This is a genomic window from Acinetobacter sp. 24-47-67 (genome assembly GCF_056779735.1).
Genome location: NZ_JBWYIK010000009.1, coordinates 16,969 through 42,434, shown reverse-complemented (window position 1 = coordinate 42,434; position 25,466 = coordinate 16,969). Strand labels below are relative to the sequence as shown.

At 37.9% G+C, this 25,466-nt stretch carries 23 protein-coding genes; 14 read left to right on the top strand and 9 right to left on the bottom strand.

Annotated elements, in window-relative coordinates; translation table 11 throughout:
* Positions 1 to 16 precede the first annotated feature (16 nt).
* Positions 17 to 811: a type I methionyl aminopeptidase gene (map, locus tag AC1M9K_RS11120; protein WP_092767779.1), complete on the top strand. Its 795-nt coding sequence runs from the start codon at positions 17 to 19 to the stop codon at positions 809 to 811.
* A 19-nt stretch (positions 812 to 830) separates the two neighbouring features.
* On the opposite strand, the gene AC1M9K_RS11115 is transcribed toward map, so the two are convergent.
* From AC1M9K_RS11115 to aceR, 4 genes are all read right to left on the bottom strand, one after another.
* On the bottom strand, positions 831 to 2,009 hold the full coding sequence (locus AC1M9K_RS11115) for a benzoate/H(+) symporter BenE family transporter (protein ID WP_481589341.1): 1,179 nt from the start codon (positions 2,007 to 2,009) through the stop codon (positions 831 to 833).
* Between the two features lie 53 nt (positions 2,010 to 2,062).
* Positions 2,063 to 2,713, bottom strand: coding sequence for a leucine efflux protein LeuE (gene leuE, locus AC1M9K_RS11110; protein WP_481587646.1), 651 nt, complete (start codon positions 2,711 to 2,713; stop codon positions 2,063 to 2,065).
* Positions 2,714 to 2,780: 67 nt separating this feature from the next.
* On the bottom strand, positions 2,781 to 3,767 hold the full coding sequence (gene tal / locus AC1M9K_RS11105) for a transaldolase (RefSeq protein ID WP_481587645.1): 987 nt from the start codon (positions 3,765 to 3,767) through the stop codon (positions 2,781 to 2,783).
* 94 nt (positions 3,768 to 3,861) lie between these two features.
* A complete protein-coding gene (gene aceR / locus AC1M9K_RS11100; protein ID WP_481589301.1) occupies positions 3,862 to 4,746 on the bottom strand; it encodes an HTH-type transcriptional regulator AceR in 885 nt (294 codons plus the stop codon).
* A 95-nt stretch (positions 4,747 to 4,841) separates the two neighbouring features.
* Here aceR and aceI point away from each other — a divergent pair, with 95 nt between their 5' ends.
* The gene (gene aceI, locus AC1M9K_RS11095) at positions 4,842 to 5,273 is read left to right on the top strand and encodes a chlorhexidine efflux PACE transporter AceI (RefSeq protein ID WP_481589300.1); all 432 of its coding nucleotides are present in this window, start codon (positions 4,842 to 4,844) and stop codon (positions 5,271 to 5,273) included.
* A 53-nt stretch (positions 5,274 to 5,326) separates the two neighbouring features.
* On the opposite strand, the gene AC1M9K_RS11090 is transcribed toward aceI, so the two are convergent.
* Complete coding sequence (locus AC1M9K_RS11090) at positions 5,327 to 6,856, bottom strand: acetyl-CoA C-acetyltransferase (RefSeq protein WP_180028195.1); 1,530 nt, start codon at positions 6,854 to 6,856, stop codon at positions 5,327 to 5,329.
* A gap of 240 nt (positions 6,857 to 7,096) precedes the next feature.
* Between AC1M9K_RS11090 and AC1M9K_RS11085 the strand changes: the two genes are divergently transcribed.
* From AC1M9K_RS11085 to dnaX, 7 genes are all read left to right on the top strand, one after another.
* On the top strand, positions 7,097 to 8,488 hold the full coding sequence (locus AC1M9K_RS11085) for a 3-oxoacyl-ACP reductase (RefSeq protein ID WP_481589299.1): 1,392 nt from the start codon (positions 7,097 to 7,099) through the stop codon (positions 8,486 to 8,488).
* A 140-nt stretch (positions 8,489 to 8,628) separates the two neighbouring features.
* The gene (locus tag AC1M9K_RS11080; RefSeq protein ID WP_481589298.1) at positions 8,629 to 9,483 is read left to right on the top strand and encodes a MaoC family dehydratase; all 855 of its coding nucleotides are present in this window, start codon (positions 8,629 to 8,631) and stop codon (positions 9,481 to 9,483) included.
* A 68-nt stretch (positions 9,484 to 9,551) separates the two neighbouring features.
* Positions 9,552 to 10,811 (top strand): serine hydrolase domain-containing protein, encoded by a 1,260-nt coding sequence (locus tag AC1M9K_RS11075; RefSeq protein WP_228143123.1) that lies wholly within the window; start codon positions 9,552 to 9,554, stop codon positions 10,809 to 10,811.
* A 69-nt stretch (positions 10,812 to 10,880) separates the two neighbouring features.
* Complete coding sequence (gene cpaA, locus AC1M9K_RS11070) at positions 10,881 to 12,650, top strand: metalloendopeptidase CpaA (RefSeq protein ID WP_481589297.1); 1,770 nt, start codon at positions 10,881 to 10,883, stop codon at positions 12,648 to 12,650.
* A gap of 3 nt (positions 12,651 to 12,653) precedes the next feature.
* Positions 12,654 to 13,271: a metalloprotease secretion chaperone CpaB gene (cpaB, locus tag AC1M9K_RS11065; protein WP_092767795.1), complete on the top strand. Its 618-nt coding sequence runs from the start codon at positions 12,654 to 12,656 to the stop codon at positions 13,269 to 13,271.
* A 60-nt stretch (positions 13,272 to 13,331) separates the two neighbouring features.
* The gene (locus AC1M9K_RS11060) at positions 13,332 to 13,790 is read left to right on the top strand and encodes a copper resistance protein NlpE N-terminal domain-containing protein (protein WP_092767797.1); all 459 of its coding nucleotides are present in this window, start codon (positions 13,332 to 13,334) and stop codon (positions 13,788 to 13,790) included.
* A gap of 118 nt (positions 13,791 to 13,908) precedes the next feature.
* On the top strand, positions 13,909 to 16,035 hold the full coding sequence (gene dnaX / locus AC1M9K_RS11055) for a DNA polymerase III subunit gamma/tau (RefSeq protein WP_481589296.1): 2,127 nt from the start codon (positions 13,909 to 13,911) through the stop codon (positions 16,033 to 16,035).
* Here the strand turns inward: dnaX and AC1M9K_RS11050 are convergent.
* Complete coding sequence (locus AC1M9K_RS11050) at positions 16,032 to 16,475, bottom strand: acyl-CoA thioesterase (protein WP_481589295.1); 444 nt, start codon at positions 16,473 to 16,475, stop codon at positions 16,032 to 16,034. The two genes, dnaX and AC1M9K_RS11050, sit on opposite strands and share 4 nt — an antisense overlap.
* Positions 16,476 to 16,512: 37 nt before the next feature.
* Positions 16,513 to 17,673: an iron-containing alcohol dehydrogenase gene (locus AC1M9K_RS11045; RefSeq protein WP_481589294.1), complete on the bottom strand. Its 1,161-nt coding sequence runs from the start codon at positions 17,671 to 17,673 to the stop codon at positions 16,513 to 16,515.
* A gap of 113 nt (positions 17,674 to 17,786) precedes the next feature.
* On the opposite strand from AC1M9K_RS11045, the gene AC1M9K_RS11040 reads away from it, so the two are divergent.
* From AC1M9K_RS11040 to AC1M9K_RS11025, 4 genes are read left to right on the top strand one after another with little or no spacing between them, the layout of a single operon-like run.
* Entirely contained in the window at positions 17,787 to 18,308 is a 522-nt protein-coding gene (locus AC1M9K_RS11040) for a low molecular weight protein-tyrosine-phosphatase (RefSeq protein WP_481589293.1), read from the top strand.
* A gap of 12 nt (positions 18,309 to 18,320) precedes the next feature.
* Positions 18,321 to 19,355: a UDP-N-acetylmuramate dehydrogenase gene (murB, locus tag AC1M9K_RS11035; RefSeq protein WP_481589340.1), complete on the top strand. Its 1,035-nt coding sequence runs from the start codon at positions 18,321 to 18,323 to the stop codon at positions 19,353 to 19,355.
* A 10-nt stretch (positions 19,356 to 19,365) separates the two neighbouring features.
* A complete protein-coding gene (locus AC1M9K_RS11030) occupies positions 19,366 to 20,496 on the top strand; it encodes a YdcF family protein (RefSeq protein WP_481589292.1) in 1,131 nt (376 codons plus the stop codon).
* A complete protein-coding gene (locus AC1M9K_RS11025) occupies positions 20,496 to 21,524 on the top strand; it encodes an alpha/beta hydrolase (protein ID WP_035266046.1) in 1,029 nt (342 codons plus the stop codon). Before AC1M9K_RS11030 ends, AC1M9K_RS11025 begins: the two co-directional genes overlap by 1 nt.
* A 36-nt stretch (positions 21,525 to 21,560) precedes the next feature.
* On the opposite strand, the gene AC1M9K_RS11020 is transcribed toward AC1M9K_RS11025, so the two are convergent.
* Both AC1M9K_RS11020 and AC1M9K_RS11015 read right to left on the bottom strand, forming a co-directional pair.
* On the bottom strand, positions 21,561 to 23,231 hold the full coding sequence (locus AC1M9K_RS11020; protein ID WP_481589291.1) for an FMN-binding glutamate synthase family protein: 1,671 nt from the start codon (positions 23,229 to 23,231) through the stop codon (positions 21,561 to 21,563).
* Between the two features lie 110 nt (positions 23,232 to 23,341).
* Positions 23,342 to 24,508: a ribosomal protein uL16 3-hydroxylase gene (locus AC1M9K_RS11015; RefSeq protein WP_481589290.1), complete on the bottom strand. Its 1,167-nt coding sequence runs from the start codon at positions 24,506 to 24,508 to the stop codon at positions 23,342 to 23,344.
* 177 nt (positions 24,509 to 24,685) lie between these two features.
* Between AC1M9K_RS11015 and AC1M9K_RS11010 the strand changes: the two genes are divergently transcribed.
* Positions 24,686 to 25,441, top strand: a complete 756-nt coding sequence (locus AC1M9K_RS11010; RefSeq protein ID WP_481589289.1) for a hypothetical protein — start codon at positions 24,686 to 24,688, stop codon at positions 25,439 to 25,441.
* Positions 25,442 to 25,466 lie beyond the last annotated feature (25 nt).

Here is a 25,466-nt window from a genome sequence, read left to right as displayed (position 1 = left end):
TAAAAAGGGGTTCATCATGAAGGCAACAGCTGTCACCATTAAAACTGAACAAGATATTGAAAAACTAAGAATATCGGGTCGGCTTGCGGCACAAGTGCTTGCAATGATTGGTGATTATGTGAAGCCAGGTGTGAGTACTGAGTATCTTGATGATATCTGTAATGATTACATCGTCAATACACTCAAGGTGACGCCAGCAAATGTGGGTTATTACGGATATACAAAAACAACCTGTATTTCGAAAAATGAAGTTGTATGTCATGGTATCCCTGCTTCCAATATTATCTTAGAGGATGGAGACATCATTAATATTGATGTTGCAATCATCAAGGATGGTTATTTTGGTGATACCAGTCGAATGTACTATGTAGGTACAATTAAACCTGAAGCAAAAAAATTAGTCGATACGACTTATGAAGCGATGCTTGCAGGTATTAAAACGGTTAAACCTGGCGCGACACTAGGTGACGTGGGTCATGCTATTCAACAAGTTGCGCAACGCGAAGGTTTTACGATTGTACGTGAATATTGTGGTCACGGTATTGGAAAAACCTACCATGAGCAACCGAATGTATTGCATTACGGACAGCCTGGTCAGGGATTAGTATTAAGAAAAGGAATGGTGTTTACCATTGAGCCTATGGTGAATGCAGGCAAAGCCAAAGTTAAAGAATTAAAAGACGGATGGACAGTAGTTACAGCAGATAAATCTTGGTCTTCACAATGGGAACATATGGTTGCTGTGACTGATGAAGGATATGAATTATTGACACCTTGGCCTGAAGGTACGGGTGAATATCCTGTAATTTAATTCCCAAAAGCCTATTTTTTTAAATAGGCTTTTTAATTTGTATACGCATCAAATGATAAATAATAAATCCAATAACCAATCCCCAAAAAGCAGATCCAATGCCCAAAAACTGAACTCCAGATGCAGACATTAAAAAAGTGATTAAAGCAGCATCACGATCTAAATCTTCTTTAAATGCGATACTGATGTTATGTCCAATCGTTGCAAAAAGTGCGATCGCCGCCAAAGTGGTGATCATTTCTCTAGGGAATGACAGTAATATTCCCGTTAGTGTCGCTGCAAAAATGCCCATAAAAATATAGAACACTCCACAAGCCATACCTGCAATATAGCGTTTAGCAGGGTCTTGATGAACTTGTTCATCAAGGCTCACAGCTGCACTAATTGCTGCGATATTGGTTGAAAATGCCCCGAACGGAGCGAATATTGCTTGAGCAATTCCTGTCCAACTTACTAATTGGTTGACATGAGGTTTGTAACCATAGGATCTGATCATTGCTAAACCAGGTAAATATTGTGAAGCCATATTGATGATCAAGAGGGGAATAGCTAAACCCAGAATACTTGACCAGTGAAATTCAGGCTGAATCCATACTGGATACGTCATTCCGTAGTGAATTTTGGTTGCTGTATATTCAAAGAAAAAAGGTGTGGCGATAATGCAAGCTAACAATGTAATGACAATGGAGTGACGGGGTAATGCTTTTTTACTTATAAAATATGTACTGATCAAGATTAAAACATAGATCAATTGGTCTTGCATGACCGTAAATAATGAAATGCCAAATTTTAATAACACTCCAGCTAACATGGCGCTTGTAAGAGATTGCGGTAAAAATTCAAGAATTCTTTGAAATATTCCAAAAAAGCCCAATACAGCAGTCATAATTCCGCATATTAAAAATGCCCCTATCGCCTCATTCAAATTGTATCCTGAGCCTGTAGCGATAATCAGTGCTAGTCCTGCTGTTGACCATGATGTTGCAACTGGATATTTAAACTTCCAGCTTAAGATCAGTCCTGATAATCCTATACTCAAACCCAGTGCCCAAAACCATGAGCTAATCTGTGCTTGATTTGCACCTAATACTTGTCCAGCTTGAATAACCAGTACAGATGAAACGCTAATGCCAATTAAAAATGTAATAAAGCCAGCGAAAACAGCAGGTAGACTTAAGTCTTTTTTTATTCTTGTTATCACGTCTATGAGCATTTTTATATTATTTCCCTAATGATTCTGTGAAGTTAAGATTACATTGTTGATGTCGCAAGTTTGATCCCAAACAATCCAAATAAAATACCAATAGCGGCAACAGAAGCAGCTGCTAATTTATAATGCGTGTTGAAGTAATTTGAAATTTTGATACCTGTAAAGATCAACATACTTAAGTAGGCTATACTCATTAATTGTAAAATTACAGCAAGCATTAAAAAGCTTTGGGCTGGATAAGGATAAGCTGGATCTACAAATTGAACAAAAAACGATAAAAAGAACAGTATTGCCTTTGGGTTAATCAGACTAATGAGTAATGCGGTACGAAAAGGATGAAATTTTTCTTGTTTTTGTACAATAGAAACATTAGCTTGATCTTTACTTGGACGTTTCCAAGTTAAATAGGCTGCATATATTAAACGGATACCTAAATAACTAAGATATAAAGCACCAATAATTTTTAGGGCGAAAAAAATCCAGGGAAATTGATGCAATAATGTTGCGGCACCTAAGACAGTTAGCAAAATAAGGATGCTATCTCCACACAAAATACCGAAAGCACCTTGATAGCCCACTTTTATGCCAAAGCGAGTCGCAATAGACATGACATAGAGCGAGTTAGGTCCAGGTAATAAAATAATAAGTAATGTACCTATTAAATAGGTTGGAAGATCAGTTATACCAAACACTCATTTATCTCTTAAAAAATAATCGAGCTCCTAAGAGCTCGATTGAAAGAATGATGGATAGGTGCAATTAAGCTTTTATATCAGCATCTATGCCAAATGATTGTTTTAACAGAGAGCTGAGTTGATCTCTTGCCTTAATAAAGCCATCTATACCGCCTTGCAATAATTGCGATGCCATAAGATCTTTCTGAATTTGCGCTTTAAAATCTATTTCAGTGATTGGACTAAGTGATTCGATATTTGAGCTGTGTGCATTTGCATTTAACTGAACTTCAACTTGGCGATGATCTTGAGCCAATTCGTCAAGTAAATTCGGTGATACAGTTAAGAGGTCGCATCCAGCAAGTCCGAGAACCTGTTCTATGCTACGAAAGCTTGCGCCCATAACTTCAGTTTTCACCTGATTTTGTTTGTAGAACTCGTAAATTTGTTTAACGGATTGCACACCAGGATCTTGTTCAATTGGATAGTGATCCACATTTTCAGCTTTTTTATACCAATCGAGAATACGACCTACAAATGGTGAAATTAATGTGACCTGAGCATCCGCACATGCTTTTGCTTGATGTAAGCCAAACAACAAAGTTAAGTTGCAATGAATGCCTTCTGCTTCAAGAACCTTAGCAGCTTGAATACCTTCCCATGTTGAGGCGATTTTAATTAAAATTCGGTTTTGATCAACACCATACGTCGCATAGAGAGCGAGTAATTCTTTAGCTTTAGCAATTGTCGCGGCTGTATCGTATGAAAGTGCTGCATCAACTTCTGTTGATACTCGACCTTCAACTACTTTTAGAATTTCCACACCTAATTTGACAGTCAGGATATCAATTGTTCTATCGATTAACTCATCTGACTGATAACCCTCTGACTTTGCTTGATCAAATGCAGCTTCAATCAGTTCTTTGTTTTCAGGGAATGAAGCTGCTGCCGTGATGAGTGAAGGGTTAGTGGTAGCATCCAATGGCTTAAATTTTTTTATAGCGTTTAAGTCACCTGTGTCTGCAACAATTGTAGTGAAGTTTTTTAATTGAGATAAAGCTGTTTCAGTCATTGCGATCTAATTCTTTGTTTCATTACTTATACCATCTTTATAACACATGATTATTTTGAAACATGCTACAAAAGTTTTAAATCAAGTTATTTTCCTACATTTTTCTTTTATTTCTGATGTGATGAATTAAAAATTGAGCAGCTTTGCCCAATGATTTCTCTTTACTCCAAACCAGATCGATAAAATAATCAAATTTTGGAGTGAAATCTGAAAATCGTAGAACTTTAAGTTTTTTCTTTAATGTTGGTTGTTCGATAAGCATTTCAGTGGGTAAAACTCCCCATCCAAGTCCTTGTGAAATTAATCTACATGCAGAATGGTGATTGTCTGTACGCCATGCATCTTTGGAGAAAAGTAATTCAGGCTTAATGTTCCGATCGCGACTAGCGACTACAATCTGACGACTTTGAAAAATTTCTTCATAGCTCACTTTTTGATTTTGGCACAGCGGATGATGAACAGATGCAACTGGAATTAAACTTTCTTTCATTAATTCCACAAATTGTTCATTCGCCTCAATATGTTCACGCTCAAACATCAATGCTAAATGTGCTTTACCTGTTAAAATCATTTGTTGAGCATCTTCTTGTGGTGCGCTGAATATATTGATTTGTAGTTGAGGAAATTGTTGTTCTAATAAAACAATATAATCAGTCCATCTACTATGTAGTAACTCTGATACCACCACAATATTTAATTCGGTTTCGATGCCGCTACTCAAACCAAACGCATGTTGTTTCCATTGATTCATTTCAATCAATAAATGATTAGTACGTTCATACAAAACTTTAGCTTGAAGCGTTGGTTGTGGTTCACGTCCTATTCTTTCAAACAGATGAAGATTCAGATCAATCTCTAAATTGGAAATCGCCATACTGACAGCAGACGGGACCTTGCCTAATTGACGTGCGGCTGCGGAAAAAGAACCTGTTTCCATCACCGTTTTAAAAACGACCAATTGTTCTTGATTAATATTCATGTTTGTTCTTTCAGAAATTTTGATAGATTCTAACTCGATCATTCAATATTATGAAAATAAAATGCGCTCATATAACAATGTTGATGAGTGAACCCATGTTTTTTTCAAAGAGAAGAATTATTCACGCAATAAGCTATGAAATCATTCTATTGGTGATCATCGCAATTTCTTTGAGTTTTATTTTCGAAGTTCCACTGGAGATTGCAGGTACATTAGGTGTGATTATGGCTGTACTTTCAGTGATCTGGAATATGATTTTCAATCATTATTTCGAAAAAATTGAAGCGCGCAATCAGTGGAAGCGTACTGTAAAAGTTCGTATATTGCATGCGCTAGGATTTGAAGGTGGCTTGATGTTAGTGACCATTCCAATTGTTGCATATATGATGGATATGACGCTCATACAAGCTTTTATCGTCGACTTAGCTTTGACGCTTAGTATTCTGGTGTATACGTTTATATTTCAATGGTTCTATGATGGGATCGAAGCTAAACTGGGTTATGCACCTGAGGCTTTAAATCACTAAAACTCAAAATAAAAAAGCATCTCTATTGAGATGCTTTTTTGTTGTCATAGAAATTATTTTTCAATAATTGCCGTTACACCTTGACCACCTGCAGCACAGATTGACACAAGTACACGACCTGAACCTTTTTCATTTAAAATTTTTGCAGCAGTTGCGATAATACGACCACCCGTTGCGGCAAATGGGTGACCCGCAGCCAACGAAGAGCCTTTAACGTTTAACTTCGCACGATCAATTGAACCTAAAGGCGCATCTAAGCCTAGACGTTCTTTACAGAATTTAGGATCTTCCCAAGCTTTTAATGTAGAAAGAACTTGAGATGCAAATGCTTCATGAATTTCATAGTAGTCAAAATCTTGAAGTTTTAAATTAGCACGCTCGAGCATACGTGGAACTGCGTAAGCAGGAGCCATTAACAAACCTTCTTTTTTACCAATGAAATCTACAGCAGCAGTTTCAGAGAAACTTAAATACGCTAAAATTTCGTGACCATTTGCTTTAGCCCATTCTTCTGATGCTAATAATACACAAGAAGCACCATCGGTAAGTGGAGTAGAGTTACCAGCAGTCATTGTACGAGCATCACCTTTACCAAACGCTGGCTTAAGTTTTGCAAGCTTTTCTACAGTTGAATCAGGACGTAAGTTGTTGTCGCGCTCAAGGCCAAGGAATGGCGTCATTAAATCGTCAAAGAATCCTGCTTCATAAGCTGCAGCCATTTTCTGATGAGACGATGCAGCAAGTTCATCTTGAGCTTCACGAGAAATGCCCCACTCAAGTGTTGTGATCGCTTGGTGATCGCCCATAGATAAGCCAGTACGAGGTTCACCATTTTTAGGAGCATCTAGCAAATCTTTTACGTTAATTTTAGTTAACGCTTTAAGACGATCTTTACCTGTTTTTGCAACGTTGAGTTCTAAGAGGGCTTTACGTAATCCATCACCAAATGCGATAGGAGCATCTGAAGTGGTATCTACTCCACCTGCAATACCCACCTCAATTTGACCTAATGCAATTTTGTTCGCTACGAGGAAAGCAGCTTGAAGCCCAGTACCACAAGCTTGTTGGATATCGTAAGCTGGAGTCTCAGGTGCAAGCTCTGTGCTTAACACACATTCACGCGTCATATTGAAATCACGGCTGTGTTTTAGTACAGCACCAGCAACGACTTCACCCAGACGTTGACCTTGAAGATTAAAACGCTCAACTAGACCATTCAATGCTGCTGTAAGCATATCCGTATTTGTGGCTGTGAAATAAGCACCATTAGAACGTGCGAAAGGAATACGATTACCACCGATAATTGCAACACGGCGTACAGTATTTTGAGTCATAGTTTTTTCCTGTTCAGCGGAAGATTGAGTCGTAGTTGCTGAAGTTTGATTTTCAGCTTTAGTTTTATTTGTTGCTGCTGTTTTTTTGCGAGTCGTCGACGTACGAGGGCGAGTCGCTTTTGGAGTATTTGCGTTGTTGGCACTGTTTGCATTACCACTACTCGCATTTGAACGAGCTTTTGATGTATTTGACACAGTCGCTTTCGCAGAATTCTCAGTTGTTGGATTTTCTTGAGTTGTTTTGCTCATAAGGCTTTTCCAAGCATATTTGGGATATTCTTGAGTGCTACATTAGCATAATCGCTAAGAGGTCGTATTGACTAAAATGACATTTAGCAATGCTTTCAGGTCAAGACATACATAGAGTAACTCAAGTATTATTTAACTGAAACGCAGGGATCGATTAATTTACTAAGTATCAGAGTTTGAACTGAACTTCATCTACATCATAGATCCTTCAAAAAATTATTCTATCGAGAGATCATATTCATGACTGACCAATATCAAGCTTTTGCAAAATCTCCAATTGGTAAATTTGTCATCAAAAATTTAGGTTTACCATCTCCAATTCACTTAGATCGCTTTGAATCAGCAACGCCTGTTGTTCAAGGCGCTGTTTTATTCGGTTCTGCGTCTAAAAGTCTTTTTAATGGTGAAATTGCGCAAGTTCTGAGTAATATTCATGCCAACAGCTATGCGGGAAACAATGCTGAGTTACAACAAGCTGCAGCTAAAGTAGGGTTGAACTTAGGTGCGTTTAATGAAGGCGATAAAGAGTCGAAATTCAAAGCAGTTGTGTTTGATGCTTCGGGTATTCAGGACTCTGAACAGTTAATTGAATTGTATAAATTCTTTAATCCAATTGCTCGCCAAATTCAAACTTCAGGTCGTGTAGTCGTCGTTGGCTTGACACCAGAATCAGCACCTACAGTGAAACAAGCGATTGCTCAACGTGCATTAGAAGGTTTCGTGAAATCTGTAGGTAAAGAATTTAAGAAAGGTATTGCTGCACAATTGGTTTATGTAGATCAAGATGCTGCTTTAAATCTTGAATCTACACTTCGTTTTGTACTTTCTCCGCGCTCAGCGTATGTATCAGGTCAAGTCATTCGTGTTTCAAAAGCAAATGTTGTTGATGTTGATTGGACTAAACCACTTGCGGGCAAAACTGCAGTGGTCACAGGTGCAAGTCGTGGTATTGGTGAAGCGATTGCGCATGTTTTGTCGCGTGATGGTGCTCATGTCATTTGCTTAGATGTACCACAACAACAAGCAGATCTTGATCGTGTTGCGAGTGAAATTGGTGGATCGACTTTAGCGATTGATATCACTGCACCAGATGCTGGAGAAAAAATCAAAGCTGCAGCGGCTGCTCAAGGCGGGCTAGATGTGATTGTCCATAATGCCGGTATTACACGTGATAAAACGCTTGCTAATATGAAGCCAGAGCTTTGGGATCTTGTGATTAACATTAACTTATCTGCGATTGAGCGTGTGAATGAATATTTGTTGTCTAATGAAGGCATCAATGAAAATGGTCGCATCGTTTGCGTATCTTCGATTTCAGGTATTGCGGGTAACCTCGGTCAAACGAACTACGCAGCTTCTAAAGCTGGTGTGATTGGTTTAGTGAAATTTACAGCACCAATTTTGAAAAATGGTGTAACGATTAATGCTGTTGCTCCTGGATTTATTGAAACTCAAATGACAGCAGCGATTCCATTCGCAATTCGTGAAGCGGGTCGCCGTATGAATTCGATGAGTCAAGGTGGTCAACCAGTTGATGTGGCTGAAACAATCGCATTATTTACTTCATCTGCTTCAACGGGGCTGAATGGAAACATTGTACGTGTGTGCGGTCAAAGTTTATTAGGTGCTTAAGCTTTAGTGGTCATAGATTGTTAAATGAAAGAGAGTAATGTTCAGGCATTGCTCTCTTTATTGCTCGTATGATTTGTTATGATCGTTTTGTTGAGCTGCAAACTGTAAATTTTTTATAAAGATAAATGGGAATTTTTAACATGAAAACACGTCACTTTAGTCAATTGCCAAAAGCTTATTTAGCTTATCCTAAAGTCATTAAAGGTTTAATTTTTAAAAAACCGAAAGGCGAAAAGACACTTCCACAAGTGGATTACATCGTTGATGAATATCGTGTTGATCATGACCATTTAAAATCTTATAACGAAATTTGTGGTTATAAGAATAATGGATATGTACCATCGACTTACTTGGCAGTCATTTCTCAAAGTTTGCAGATGCAAATGATGACACAAGAACCTTTCCCATTTGCTTTGCTGGGTTTGGTTCATATTCGTAATCAAGTTAAGCAGTATCGCAAAATTGGAGTGAATGAAACTATCACGCTATCATGCAAATTTGGTGAGTTAAAACCACATGACAAAGGTTTGCAATTTGACTTCATTACGACTGCAAAAGTAGGAAATGATGTAGTGATGGAAGGTTTAACGACCTATCTTTCTCGTCAAAAAACAAATACTTCATCCGCTTCAAAGGCGAAAGAAGATCAGTTGCCTGAATTTAAATCACAGGGTAATTGGAAAGTCGCTGAAAACACGGGGCGTCTCTATGCGCTCGTTTCAGGTGATTTTAACCTCATTCATATTCATGCAGTTACAGCGAAAGCATTTGGTTTTAAACAAGCGATTGCGCATGGCATGTGGAGTAAAGCTAAAGCATTAGCAAGTATTAGTTTACCGGATGCTTATGATGCTGATGTTTATTTTAAGTTGCCTATGTTTTTACCATCTGAGGTTGAATTTTTAACGGGTGAGCGAGATCAAGCGACATATTTGTTAGTTCGTAATGCAAAATCACAAAAACCTCATGTTTCTGGTGTTGTGAAACCACTTTAATAGATGCTCTAGGCCTAACATGTTTGTTAGGCTTTTTTATAACTATAAATCAAGGATAGAAGATGAAAATTCTAAAAGATTTAATTTACGCTGACACACATAATTATAAGGGTATCGTTCACCATCAGTTTGCAGATTTGGCACATTTATTTAGTCGTTTACAAGACTCTCGTACTGAACAAGGTGGTGCATCATTGGCTGTATATTATGGTCAAGAAAAAGTGGTTGATATTTATGTTGGAAAAAAGTCTTCGAGTGAAGAGTGGTCAGAAGACACGATGGCGATGTGCTATTCCACCGGAAAAGGGATCTTAGCGACTTTGTCGCATATTCTAGTGAGTGAAGGGAAATTAGACTATCGTCAACCCATAGCTGATTATTGGCCAGAATTTGCTGAACATGGAAAATCTAATATTACTTTGGCTGACGTATTGAGTCACCGTAGTGGTTTATATGATGTTAGAAATGTCATTGCTCAAGCATCTGAAATGGCAGACTGGGATCACATGCTCAATGTGATGGCTAGCGCGACACCACGTTTTAAACCCAATTCAAATTATGCATATCAAGCACTTACGTATGGCTGGTTATTAGGAGGGCTGATTGAAAAAGCGACTCAGCAAAATCTTTCTGAGCTGATGAATCAATATTTAGTAGAACCACTTCAATTAGATGGTGCCTATTTTGGTGTCCCTCAGGATCAACTTTCAAGAATAGCCAAACCTTTAGAAAAAACAAATATTGAAAGAAAGTCATCAACTACTCAAGTTGCACAACAAAAGAAGAAAAAACAGAAAGTTTCATTTTCGGATCGTATCATTCAATATTCTGGTCAAAATCCTGATGATTTTATAGATGCAATGATTCCAAAGGGAATGAAGGGGTTTAGCTTTTTTGATGATCGTGTTCTGACTCAACCCATTCCTGCTGCTAATGGTGTCTTTACAGCCAGAAGTTTAGCGAAAATCTATGCCATGATGGCGCACTATGGTCAGTTCGAATCAAGACAATTTATCAAGCCACTTGTATTCAAACAACTTTCGCAAATTCAAAGTTATGATCGAGACAAGGTGATGCCAATACCTATGCATTGGCGTTTGGGTTATCACAGAGTTATCACGCTCGGTAAAAGTGCAAAAAATGGTTTTGGTCATATGGGCTACAACGGATCAGGAGCTTGGTGTGATCCTGAAAGAAAATTAAGTTTTGCCTATACCCATAATTATCCTGTTGGGTCAATTACAGGGGATTATCGTTTGTGGAGTTTATCGCAAGAGGCATTGAGATGTGTGGATCACATTAATAATGGTAAAAAGGGATGGTTTTAACATTTACAAAGGGGGATTTGTATTTATAATGTACACTAACTTTAACTAAAATAAACAAATAGTGACATGATGAATAAAAAAATTACCTTTTTACTAATGGGTTGTTTGATGAGTGGTGTTGTGGCAAGTACAGTACTTACACCAAACCAAAATCAGCAAAGCGGTCAGATTCCGAGCGGTTATGCTGAATTAGAATTTAAATTAGGTGATGGAAATTGGACGAAGCAAATCTATCTGCCAAACAATCCAAAAAATAATGACAAGATTAGAATTTCTTCATCGGCGGGATATACGGCATATCTAGATACTTCCAATATAGATATTCCACTTGAATCAATTCAAATCAATAGAGGAAACACATTCGACTTTATTTATAGTGAATCTTTAAAAAAATGGCGAATCAACAGTACACCAAGTGCCATTGTCGATAATTCAAGTGTACAAAATATTATATCTAATCAACAAATCATACAGCGAGTTCATCTAAAAGATGGCGCTTGGGCAAAGAAAATAGTATTGCCGAGCGATGTAACTAACAATACGGTAATGTTGATTGAATCTGATGCAGGCTGGGATTCATCAATTGATACAACAAATCTTCTTTTTTCGAGTAATTTTAATTTAAAAAAAGGAGATCGCTATTGGTTTGTATTTAATCAAAAACTAAAAAAATGGGTTCCTGAATATATCAAGCCGAGGCAAATAAATGTTAGTTCAGTGGGTACTCAGTTAAATAAAACCGATAGCCCTTTAACTGAAATTATTTTTGGTAATGGAAACTGGGTGTCACAATTCACGTTACCAAGTTCAGCATATGACCGTGATCGTGTGATCGTGAAGTCGACTGCAACATGGGAAGCTACTATTTCAAATCAGAATATCAATACCTCAGCAACTTTAAAAATAAATAGAGGTGATCGATATGAATTTATGTTTGTAAAAGAATTAGCGAAGTGGATTTTAGTTTCTGCACCAGAACGTGTGATACAAGCGAAAGATTTAAATAATCAAAAAGTTCCTGATCCTAAACAACCAGTGACACGTGTTAAGTTGGCAAATGGAAATTGGCAATCAGTAATTAATTTACCTGATCGTGCTCAAATCAATGACAAGATAATCATAAGTTCTGGAGCGGCGTGGAGCAGCACAATTCAGGCATCCAATAATTCACGACAAACGATTCAAACTGGTGAAACACTACGTTTTGTCTATACATCTCAAGGATGGCAAGCTGATAGTTCAACGATTGACATGCTTTTGGTGAGTAGTCCTGCTGTTGCAGAGAAATTAGGTGCAAATGCAGCGAAAATTAGATTGATTGAAGGCTTTGACCTAACGAATGTGTCTGCAGAGAATTCAAATGCCAAGTTTTATCTACGCAACGTTGGTTATCTGCAATATAAAACACCAGGTTCTAAAACATTAAACAATGTCCTTGATATTGGTCGTGTGGACAAAGTTATTCAGAATGAGCGTAATCGCTTAAAAGCTGATGCTATATATTATGAAGGTGATGAAGAGGGCTGTGGTTTAGCGTACTTACTTGTAAACCCTAACTCCAATTATATGATCGGTAGTGGAAGTATTAACTGTGGAATCACGGTTTTACGACATGAATTCGGTCATAATATGGGGGTGGATCATCATGATACCGCTGGACCAGCACGTGGTTTGGAGCATCCTTTGGGTAGTACGATTATGGGAGGTAATAGTATCTCTTATTTCTCAAGCCCAGATTTATTCCATCCAAAGTATGGATACCAATTAGGGGGTACGAATGATCGTGATGCTGTCACTATGATTAATAAAAATGCTAAAGCAGTGTCGCTATTCAAATAATTTATGAAAGTAATTTATATTTTATTGGGTGTAGCAGTTTTTGTGACTGCTACATTTACGTTATATCTAAAACCCGAAAAAGACAAACCATCTGCAAGCTTACAGCAGCATCAAGTTGAAAATGAACTGGGTCAAAATGTTTATGCTCATGACGAACGCCTTAAAAATAAGAATGAGTCATCGAGTTCTCATCTGATGCCTGAGCTTATGCCTGTACTAGAACAAAATGTTGAACGGCATATGATTCTTCCAGAAAGTTTTCAGCATCGGGCTGACACGGGTTATTTATTTAAGTTTAGCCCTGATCAAGTGGCGAGCATGAAAGAGGGCAGTAAATTTCCCTTGAAACTTTTGCAATTTGGTATCAATCGTGTGGCCGAAATTACTGAGATTGAACAAGTTGAGGATGGAATTGTGAGATATAAGGGGCAATTTGAGGATTATCCTGCTGATCTAAACTATTTTACGATTACTCAAAGTATTGAAGATCAATATGCAATTATTAAAGTTTATACAGATAAAGGGTCATATTTTGCTGAAGTAATTAAAGGGATTGGACTCGCTTACCCTGATCAAGTTTTACATGATGATGGGGTTCACGTGCACCAACATACGCATTGATTCATATGCAGACTTGAGATATGGTAATTTTCACAAAATTGTTAAAATTGATTTGTGATTATGCGCCGTAGTACTGTCATCCCATTCGTTTTGATATCGTCGATTCATATGGCTTCTTGCGATCAGTCCACGCAATCAAATCAACTCTTGAAACAGAATGATTCAATAAAAAATCAAGTAACACCTCAATATATTGGTTTATATCAAGGTACTACGCCATGTATGGGGTGTTTTTCGCGTTGTGATGATTGTCCTGGTATGGCTGTTGATTTACAACTTAACGCAGACCAAACGTATGTGTTGTCACGATTAAGTCTAAGCGGTCATAACCAAGCAGAAGAAATCAAAGGTCAGTTCAAATTCATTAATACTGAGAAGTCTTTGATTCAATTAAACGGTGTTCCAACCAGAAATATCATTCTTGTCGATTTGGTCAACAAAATGCTAGAAATTCGTATCGATGGGACTGGTGAGGAATACGAAAATTTTGATGATTTTAGTTTGAATTTAACAGGTTAAATTTTCCCAAGAAAAAAGAGTTGGGTTTAAATTGTTTTTTGAATGTATGAATGATCTGTAACGCATTCACTCTTGCCAAAAAAAACAGTATGCTTAGTCCTGTAATTAGGGAGCATTCATGTATCAGGTTCTTGCGCGTAAATATCGTCCACGTAATTTTTTAGAATTGGTTGGTCAAAACCATGTGTCGCGTGCATTAACCAGTGCTTTAGAGCGTGGTCGACTGCATCATGCTTATCTTTTTACGGGGACGCGTGGCGTTGGTAAAACAACGATTGCAAGGATTCTTGCTAAATGTCTGAACTGTGAAACAGGTGTAACATCTACACCGTGTGAAGTATGCCCAACGTGTACCGCAGTCAATGAAGGTCGATTTATAGACTTAATTGAAATTGACGCAGCATCCCGAACCAAAGTTGAGGATACACGAGAATTATTGGATAACGTACCTTATGCACCAACGCAAGGTCGTTTTAAAGTGTATCTCATTGATGAAGTACACATGCTGTCCACACATTCTTTCAATGCTTTACTCAAGACACTTGAAGAACCGCCTGAACATGTCAAATTTTTATTTGCGACGACAGATCCTCAAAAACTTCCAATTACGGTTATTTCACGTTGTTTGCAATTTACTTTACGCCCATTGGCGGTTGATGAAATCACTTCACATCTCACACAAATTTTAACTAAAGAATCAATTAATGCGGAAACTGATGCGATTTGGCAGATCGCTGAGTCAGCACAAGGTTCTTTACGTGATGCACTGTCGCTAACAGATCAAGCAATTGCATATGGGCAAGGTGCGATTCACCACCAAGATGTGAAAGAAATGCTGGGTTTGATTGATCGCACGATTATTTTCGACCTTATTTTGGCGATACATCAAAATCAACGTGCTAAAGTCAGTGCTTTATTACACCAATTCCGTCAACAAGCACTTGATGTTTCTTTGGTGTTGGATCAACTCATTTCAACTTTACATGAGTTGGCTTTACTCCAATACTTACCAGACTTGAGTTTAAAATATAGTACTGAGATTAATCAGAAAATTATGCAGCTTTCGAGCATGATTTCTGCTCAAGATCTACAATTGTATTATCAAATTGCATGTAAAGGTCGTGCTGAATTACAAATTGCAGTGACTCAAGAGCAAGGCTTTGAAATGTGTGTGCTCAGGTTGTTGGCATTCCGCCCGATGGCGAATAATGAGCAGCTGACCACTCAAGCACCTCCAGAACAATCAAATGTCTTAAAAGAAGCTGAAAATTTCAATCAGATTTCGACAGAGAATTCAGAATCTATATCGGCTGATCATCAAGAAGCAGGATCGAAAATCAGTTCGCCTGAGAATAATACGAGTTCGATTCAGCGTAGTCGTGATGTAAATGATGAGGAAAATACGGATCTAATCTTATTTCAGCAGATGATGGCATCTGATGATGAGGCTGTTCCTACGGAGTCAGTTCATCCTGAAAAATCTGAATCTGAAAGCTTGCATTCAACAGAATTAAATCATGCGGATGATGTCGGTCAGTCTGTATCTGTTGAAGTGAAACAAGAGAATTTAACCAACTCTGTGGTAGGCAGTGGGGAGATTGAGCTGACTTCATTTGGAGCAAGCTTTAATTCAGAGCCTGTTGAATCTTCTATTGTTGATCAAGACAATATTTTCTTTTTAGAGCCTAAGCCAAGTGAACATTCTGCTGAAAGCGCTGAATTGTCAGTTCAAGAAGAAGGATCATCGAATGGCACTCATTGCCCAAGTCTAGATCTACTTGATGAGAATAAAAATGTTGTCGCAGATGCTGGCTTAAAAGGTTTAATGCCTCAAGATATTTTAAGGCTTGAGCCTGTCGAATTGGTAGGTGAATGGGATACTCAAAAGTGGGAATATTGGTTCAGAAATAGTCCATTAACACCTGCGGTACAAGAATTAGCACAACAAGGTCTTATGCAAGGTCAAATTGATGGAACATGTGAATTCTATATCCCTGCAAAATACGAAGCTTTATTGCACTCACTCATTCCGAGTTTAGAAGCAGTACTCAAGCAATCATTTTCAAAATCTCAATTAATCGTAAAATACAACGAACCAAACGGTGAGACGCCTTTCGATCTGCAGGAAAAGCGTAAGCAAAAGGCATATCGACGTGCTGAAGAATTGATTCATCAAGAACCCGTCGTGGAAGACTTGTTAAAAATTTTCGGCGGTGAGCTACATAATATTCAGCTTAAGTCTTAAGTTGATTTCGTCATAAACGTAGTTAAGGTTTCGCGTATTGAGTTTGGTAATTCAATACTTTTACGAGAGTCACGGTCGACAAATACATGGACAAAATAACCTTGAGCAGCAGGCTCTGATTGATTTTTCTTAAATATTGAAATGCTATACGTCACTGAAGATCGTCCAATCTTTTCGATAGCGACAGCAACATCAATCACTTCGGGGTAGGATAGTTCAGAAAAATATGTACATTTTGATTCAACAACGAGTCCAATGATAGGCGAAGTTTTAAAGTCAAATAGTGCGTGTTGAATAAGTAGCGCATTTGCGGCGGTGTCAAAGTAGCTGTAATAAGTGACGTTATTGACATGCCCATACACGTCATTATCAGCCCAACGGGTTTGGATGGGAAAAAAGAATTGATAGTCTGCTCTAGTTTTTTTTGAAATAGTTGTCATATTTTATTCAGAAAGTTGATTAAAGATTTCGAGTCATTTAATGATAAATTGCTTGGTAGATGCTTAAAGCATCAGCATAGCTTAGAGCTCTAGGATTGTTTTGTAAGAGGCGTGTTTGTTGCATCGCATCATTAGCTAACATCTCTAAATCTGATTCTTGTACACCTAGCTCATTGAGTTTTAAGCTCAACCCACTCTGGCTAACATGCCTTTCCATATGATCAATAAATAAATCACATAAGCCATCAGTATTGCCTTTGCTATATGGGTCAATCCATTGCATCAGTTCAGCATAGTATTTCTTCGCTTGAGGTGCATTGAATTTCAGTGTTTCAACAAGCACGATTGCATTGGTATGACCATGCGATAAGTGATAATGCCCGCCCAAAGGATAGGCAAGCGCATGAACAGCTCCAACAGGAGCATTTGCAAATGCTTGTCCAGCCAACATAGAGCCTAAGAGCATTTTTTGGCGCGCTTCTAGGTTTTGGGGTTGCTCTAGAACAAGTTTTAAATTTTGATTCAATAAATCCAATGCTTGTTTAGCGAGCAAATCAGAATAGAAATTTTTCTTTAGTTTTGAGGTGTAGGCTTCAATTGCATGCACCATTGCATCAATTCCTGTTGCTGCAGTGATGTGAGCCGGAAGAACTTGAGTAAAAGTTGCATCTAAAATGGCAGTATCCGCATACAGAACGGGTGAAACAATTCCTGTTTTTGTTGTTTTGCCTGTAGTGACAATAGAGATTGGTGTAACTTCAGAACCCGTACCTGCAGTTGTAGGCACTAAGATAAGTGGTAATCGTGGCGATTGAGCTTGATTGACGCCATATAACTCAGAAATCGTTTGGGTTTGATTGGGGTGTGCAAGTACGGCAATAATTTTTGCCACGTCTAAGGAGCTACCACCGCCAAAACCAATGACTGCATGAATGTGTAAACGTTTTGCTTCATCTACTGCATTTAAGATGACTTCCTCAGGAGGGTCTGCAACGACATCGGAAAAAATACTGAACTCAGTCCCAGTAGCGTTGAAAATGTGAAGAATAGGTTGGTGGAGGTGATGATCAATCATTCCTTGATCTGTGACGAGAAGAACTTTATTAAATCGATGTTGTTTTAAAATTGAGCCAAGCTGTTGAATACTCCCTAAACCAGAAATAATATTCCCGACAGTTTGAAATTGAAATTGGCTCATCACACATCCTTTTTGCGCTTTAAATAAGATTATTGTTTTACAGTTCTATAGGATTCACTCCTTAAATAACTTAACATATGCACTGCGAAAGTATATGTATTTTTGAGGCGAAGATGACGACGAAAATGCCATACAAAATTTTATGTGTATGTTTAGGAAATATTTGTCGTTCCCCAACAGCAGAAGTGGTAATGAAACACTTTGCTGATTTAGAAAAATTAAATATTGAAGTTGATTCAGCTGGAACCAGTAACTACCACCCAAACAAAGCGCCTGATCATCGAAGTCAAAAGCACGCATTGAAACGAGGGTATGATTTATCTTCATTACGTGCGAGACAGATTCGTATTGAAGACTTTAAGGAATTCGATTTAATCTTGGCGATGGATCATGAAAATCTAGTAAATATTCAGAAACTGCAAGTTGAAGCAGCGCAGATATTTCAAAACCATGAATTGCGAGCAAAAATAGAGCTCATGAGTGCCAAAGATCCTTCATATTTAAATCAACCCGTACCAGATCCTTACTATGGTGGAGATGATGGCTTTGAGTTGGTCTTAGATCAATGTGAGTCGAATAGTAAAGCATGGATTAGTTACTTAAAACCAATGTTGCAGCAGTCAAACGTTGAGTAAGATAAAAATATGATTGATATTCAAACTAATATACAACTCCAGTCTTTCAATACGTTGAATTTAAATGCTGTTGCATCTCATTATTGTATTGTGCGATCTCTTCAAGATTTGCGTGAAGCAATTGAATTTGCTGAGCAAGCTCAATTAAACATGATGATACTTTCAGGGGGGAGTAATATGTTGCTCCCTGAGCATCTAGATGCTTTAGTTGTTCAATTACATTTAAATGATCTTGTCCTGCTTGCTGAAGATGATACCAATGTAACAATTCGAGTAGGTGCTGGACGTCACTGGCATGAGTTCGTGCTATGGACAACAGAGCAAGGTTTCTATGGATTGCAAAATCTCGCATTGATTCCAGGGTGGGTGGGTGCTGCACCTGTTCAGAACATTGGTGCCTATGGCGTTGAAGTCGGTGAATTTATTGAATTTGTAGAGGCTTTTGATCGTACTAAAAATGAAATCGTTCAAATCCAAGCGAGTGATTGTCATTTTTCATATCGACACAGCATTTTTAAAGATCAGCCTGAGCGGTTTGTTATTACTGCGGTCATCTTTAAATTACTTAAACAGCCACAACTCAAAATGAATTATGGAGATTTAAAAGCTGCGATGGGCGATGACATTACGCCATATAATTTACAGCAACAAGTGATCAAAATTCGTAAAAGTAAACTTCCAGATCCTGCAGAATATCCAAATGCAGGGAGCTTTTTTAAAAATCCGATTTTAATTAAAACGAAATTTGAGGAAGTTTTACAGCTTCATCCCACGATTCCACACTATCCTCAAGCGGATGGTTCTGTAAAAGTTGCAGCAGGTTGGTTGATTGACCAAACAGGCTGGAAAGGAAAAAAATTAGGAAAAGTGGGAATGTTTGATCGACAGGCTTTAGTTTTAGTCAATTACGCCGATGCATCTCTCACAGATGTGCAAGCAACCTATCGCTCTGTGCAGCAAGATGTGTTAAATAAGTTTGGTATTTTATTAGAACCTGAGCCTGTTTTGTTCGATCAAAAAGGTTCTATTCAATCTCATTTGGTTTAAAAAGGACAGTATGTCTAGAAAACATTGGATGGTGGCAACGGTGCGTATGATGGCGATCATATTCGCACTTTTGGGCTGTCTCATGGTTTTCTGGTATACACCATTTTATTCAGCACTTGTTGTGAAATCACTTCACGCATTTGTCCCTATCAAAGTTGACGAAATTGCGGCCAAGAGCCAGCAAATGGCAGCGTTAACTGATAAGGAGGATTTGGAGCCTGGTTCAAGGCTGTGGATTGCAAGACAAGCTTATCTCAAACTTATTGAAGAACAATTGAATGATCAAGGGGCTGAACAGCTTGCTGAAATTCAAACTCGCTATGTGTTATTAAAACAAAAAATTAAAGATGAATTGCTTACAGATATAAATACAAAGAATGAAACTAAAGAGGATGTTGTCTTCGCAATTGATCAGCCTGATTTAGCCAGTGATGTTGCCATAAGCCAAACTGATTCAACAAATTCATCCATCAATGAAGAAAAAAATCAGCGCTTGGCTTTAATGGAAAAATATGAATTTTTCCTTAGAAATCATCCCTTAGAAGAAGATGAGGTTCAAACATTAGATCCGCAAATCTATAAAGATATCGCGTTGATTCAAAATGAAAATAAAACTTTATCAAATCAGAAAGATAAACCTTATGCGATAGTTGTGTTGGGTGGTGGGTTGACGCTAGGGGATAATAAAATTGATATCGTAGTTAATGATTACACACGCTCTAGACTAGAAAAAACACTTGAGATTGAGAAGCAAACGGATTTACCTATTGTGTTGAGTGGTGTTGAAGCACCGTACATGCAAGCGTGGTTAGCATCGCGTGGGGTAGAAGCGAATCTATTAGAGCAACGCAGCATGAATACCTGTGAGAATACACGCTTTAGTTCATTATTATTACAAAAAAAAGGAGGAGCGCCGACAGTGATTTTGATTACCGATCGTTATCATATGACACGTACACGACGTCTTTTTGCTTTGAACGGTATCAAAACAATTCCTGTTGAAGCGCCCATGCCTACAATGCTGACAACATGGCGTCCTAGCCAATTAAATTACGATCACAGCCGTCGTGCAAATTATGAATTACTTGCCACGATCAGAGATGTAATGTTTGGCTCTAGCGGTTGTCGGGAGGTGCCATAATGTCTGATATTCCGTTTCTGAATCCAAATGTGTTGAAACAACTCGATTTACCCATTCCGAATCGAGAACAAACACCATTAAGGTTGGAACCTTTAAACTTAAATCGACCTTATTCTCCTTCGAAAGAGATTCAAGCTTATCGTCATCTTTATGCACTTGATCGTCTTGAAGCGAATTATTGGCAGGGTTATATCAAAATGCCTTTGTTCAAACTTCATGTGCAGGTGTATCAACCTCGCATAGAGCAGGTGAAAGGTACTGTATTCTTATTGCATGGCTATTTGGAACACAGTGGGATTTACCAACCAATTATTGGTGAATTGCTGGATCAAGGTTTTAGTGTTTTGACCTATGATTTGCCAGGACATGGGTTAAGTGATGGCAATGCTGCCAGCATTCAGAATTTTGATCATTATCAGCAAGTACTCCATGCGGTTCACCAATATGTAAAACAAGCTGATCAATTGCCTAAACCATGGCTAGGTATTGGACAGAGTACTGGTGGTGCAATTTGGATGCATCATTTGTTGGAGTTTGCTGAACAACGTAAAAATCCAATTGTAGAACGTGTATTACTCTTGTCGCCATTAGTCAGACCTGCAAAAACAGCATGGTGGCATAATCCAGTAGGCTTGGGCATCATTCGCCGTATCAAACGTGAAGTTCCAAGACATTTTAAACGCAATAATCACAATCCTGAATTTTTAAGATTTGTACGTCTAAAAGATCCATTACAACCGCGCATGATGGGGATGGATTGGATATTAGCAATGTCAAAGTGGATGTTGGAAATGGAAAATCGACCTGCATGCCGAATTCCAGTTTGGCTCGCTCAAGGTGCCCAAGATCAAACTGTAGACTGGCGTTATAATATCGAATTTATACGCAGAAAGTTTCGCCTTCAGACCTTGCTCATGTTAGAGGAGGGATCTCATCAGTTGATCAATGAGCGTGCGGATATACGGGCAGCATTAACGGGTTTAATCCCAGCGTTCTTGCATGCTCAAAGTCACAAAGGATACTTTTAAAATAAAGGTGCTGGTTTCAGCACCTTTTTGATGAAACTAGAATTTGCTGGCATCTGCCAAATTCCACATTCTGAAATAGAAATTTTCTTCATCTCTATCTTTACAGTTTAATAATTGACCTGATTCTAACCAAAAATGTAATTGAGCATAATTTTTGATTTCACGATCATTTATACGTTGCGCGAGATGATGAGCTTTAATTTCGCTCGGATGATTTAAACCTGCAGCTGCTATCATTTCCGCTAGTGCATGTAATGTATTTTTGTGGAAATTATAAACACGTTCTGCTTTCGTTGGTACATGTACTGCTTTTTGGCGCTCAGCATCTTGTGTTGCTACCCCAACTGGACACTGATTGGTATGGCAACTTTGAGCTTGGATACAACCGACAGCAAACATAAATCCACGAGCTGAATTCACCCAATCTGCACCTAAGGCAAAGGTACTTGCAATATCAAAAGCACTGATGATTTTACCACTTGCACCAATTTTTACTTTATCTCTTAATCCAGCACCTACTAAGGTATTGTGTGCAAACAAGAGCGCTTCACGCAGTGGTGTTCCGATATTATCGCTAAATTCAATCGGTGCAGCACCGGTTCCACCTTCTGATCCATCTACGACGATAAAATCAGGAACAATATTGGTTTCAAGCATTGCTTTGACAATACTCATAAATTGCCAAGGCTGTCCGATACATAATTTGAATCCAACAGGTTTACCACCTGATAGTTCACGTAACTTTTGAATAAAATGCATCATTTCAATCGGTGTATTAAAGCTAGGGTGGCTTGGCGGGGAAATACAATCGCGATCACGAGGAACACCACGAATCTTCGAAATTTCTTCTGTAATCTTATGTTTGGGTAAAATACCGCCGTGACCTGGTTTTGCACCTTGAGACAGTTTTAGCTCAATCATTTTGATATTGGGATGTTTGGCTTGAGCTTTAAATTTTTCAGGATCAAATAGACCGTCTTCAGTTCGACAACCAAAATATCCACTGGCGATTTGCCAAACAATATCTCCATTATTTTCAAGATGGTAGGGGCTTAGGCTTCCTTCGCCAGTATCATGATAGAACTGACCCATGTGGGCACCGAGATTAAGTGCGCGTATTGCATTAGCACTTAAACTCCCAAAACTCATTGCTGAGATATTCATGATTGATGCACTATAAGGTTGAGCGCACTGATCATTACCCACTTTAATACGGAAGGTGCTGGTATCAGCTGGGAGTTTCGGTGCAAGAGAGTGAGTAATGAAACGATAGTCATCTTGATATACATCAATAATTGAACCAAAAGGCTTATCAGCATTTTCATTCTTTGCACGCTGATAAACTAAGCTACGTTGCATTCTTGAAAAGGGTAAAGCGTCTTGGTCTGATTCAATAAAATATTGACGAATTTCGGGTCTGAAATCTTCAAATAAGAAGCGAAAATGCCCCATGATTGGGTAGTTCTTTAAAATCGAATGTTTATTTTGAAGTACATCATATAGGCCTAAGACACTGAGTAAACTGGTCAGTAGCCAAATAATATTAATGACACTGTCGGATAGAAAATAATAAATATAATGGGGACTGTAAAATAGCCTAAGCCACGTAATACTTAGGGCGATGATAATACATGCGAACCATACAGAATGTCTTGAAAAAAAAGTGTTCAGTAATTTATGTCTTATTGCTTGAGCAGGACTTGCCATTTTTATTTTCCATCGTTCTTTACTGTAATTACCTTACGAACTTCTATGGAATCAGACAAGTAGTGAATTGTTAGCTTACAGCTGTAAGCTAACAATTTATATTTATGGGTTTAGTTTTCTTCGGAAGGCAGCAACATAATGATCGAACTGTTCAAAAGTTCTGCGAGATCTTCAAGAATATGTTGATCATATAAACTTTCATCTAAAGCGATCATTTCACCATCAGCGATACGTTTTAAATGAGGTTTAAATTCTTCGGAGATACATAAGCGCTCTCCATTCGCCCAAAAGTTAAGTTCATCATTGAAGTTGCTATAAAGCAAACGTGAAGCAGGTTCGATTTTTAATAAATAACCTTCTTCAAGTGCTTCTTCTAAATCACCTGTTCCAATTTCGTCACTTTCTGGAATATTGTTTGGATAACCTGGTTGCGAAGCGAGACACATGATGGCTTCATTAAGCATCTCAGGATTTTGCAGTTGAGCTAAAAGTTGTTCGCGCAGATAACTAAGCTCATGATCAGTAATTTCGCCGACAGCAGTGCTGACAGAGCGTGTGATATCTAATAATGGTTTTTTCAGTTGCTCTTGTTCTGAAAAAGAATCACCAAGACTATCCATCATGTCTGAGATATTTGGCATGCGGAAACCGAAAGAATAGGTCAAACACTCATCTTCAGCTACGCCATAATGAGAAAGACCAGGTGGGACGTATAGTAAATCTCCTGGCGCCAAAACTTCATCAAAATGAACTTCCATTTCTTGCAAAAGTTTTAAAGGCTGACCTGCAACGAGTGATGTCTGCTCATCACACATTTGCCCTAATTGCCAACGGCGATGTCCGTATCCTTGAACTAAAAATACATCATAAAAATCGAAGTGTTTACCGACAGAACCACCTTGTGGTGCGTAAGACACCATAATATCTTCACGACGCCATTGAGGAATAAAAGGAAATTTTTTCCATAATTCAGCAAGATCAAACGAATAGTGATCGACCGCTTGAACTAGCAGTGTCCATAATTTTGGCATTTTTTGGAAGTCTGCTTTGAGTAGTGGTGATGACTTCACATTCCATTGATTAGGGTCACGATCTTTTTGTTTGATTAAACGCGCAGTAACGTTTTCATCGAGTGCAAGCTCCATAACATCATTGGGCTCAAGTAAACCCACAATTTCAGGAACTGCATTACGTACGAGGAGCGGTTTTTTTTGCCAATATTCCGTAAGGAATTGTTCAGCGCTAATACCGCCGAGAACGTCTAAAGTTTGGGACATGATAAGGACTACAATTTAGTTTGGCTTATTGTCTCTTGAACTGTGGAAGCTCTGCAAGTGATGGAAATTAATAAGTGGGGATATTGTTTTGGATAAGCTATATAAGTTTGAATTATTTTTATAAAATTGTGTTAAAAGCGATTGATGTTTTAAAAAAAATTAAGAGAATAATTGAAAATGGGTATTAAAAAACCTTATAGACGAACAGTTAGAATGTTTACAGATAACACGTATGGGTATGGAGGAAAATCGGAGTACATTCAGCATGAACGATATGCAAAATCTCCTGCAGATTTTATTAGAGCTTTTTTATTGATACAGGAAGATCTGAAAAAAATTTTTAATTACATAGAACCTGCAGATAAAAACTCTAATACTTATTCTCATAGAATTCATGAATTACTTGTAAGGACGTGTATAGAAGTAGAAGCTAACTTTACTGCTATTCTTAAAGAAAATAAATATCCTATTAATCCGAAGAATTGGAATATGAAGGACTATAGAAAAGTTGAGCAAAGTCATTATCTTTCTCAATATAAGGTATGTATACCAAATTGGAAAGGCAATGATGGTACTACAGTACCATTCCAAGAGTTTTCAAATTCAGCACCTCTGTCTTGGTATCAAGCATATAACAGCACTAAACACGATCGCCATGAAAAATTTGAAGAAGCAAACCTTAAAAATTTAATAAATGCAGTATCTGGATTAGCAGTTTTGATGGCATCTCAATTTTATACTTGGTCATTTAGTTCAGGTTCTAATGTGTTTACTGTAGAAAATGGACGTCAAACAGATGAGTTTGAGTCAAGTATTGGTGGATTCTTTAGAGTTAAATATCCTAAAAACATAGTAGATTCTGAAAAATATGATTTTTCTTATGCAGAAATTAAATTTGATAAAGATATTTTTGAGGAGTTCAAATACACTTAAATAATATTATTTCTCATTAGTTTAA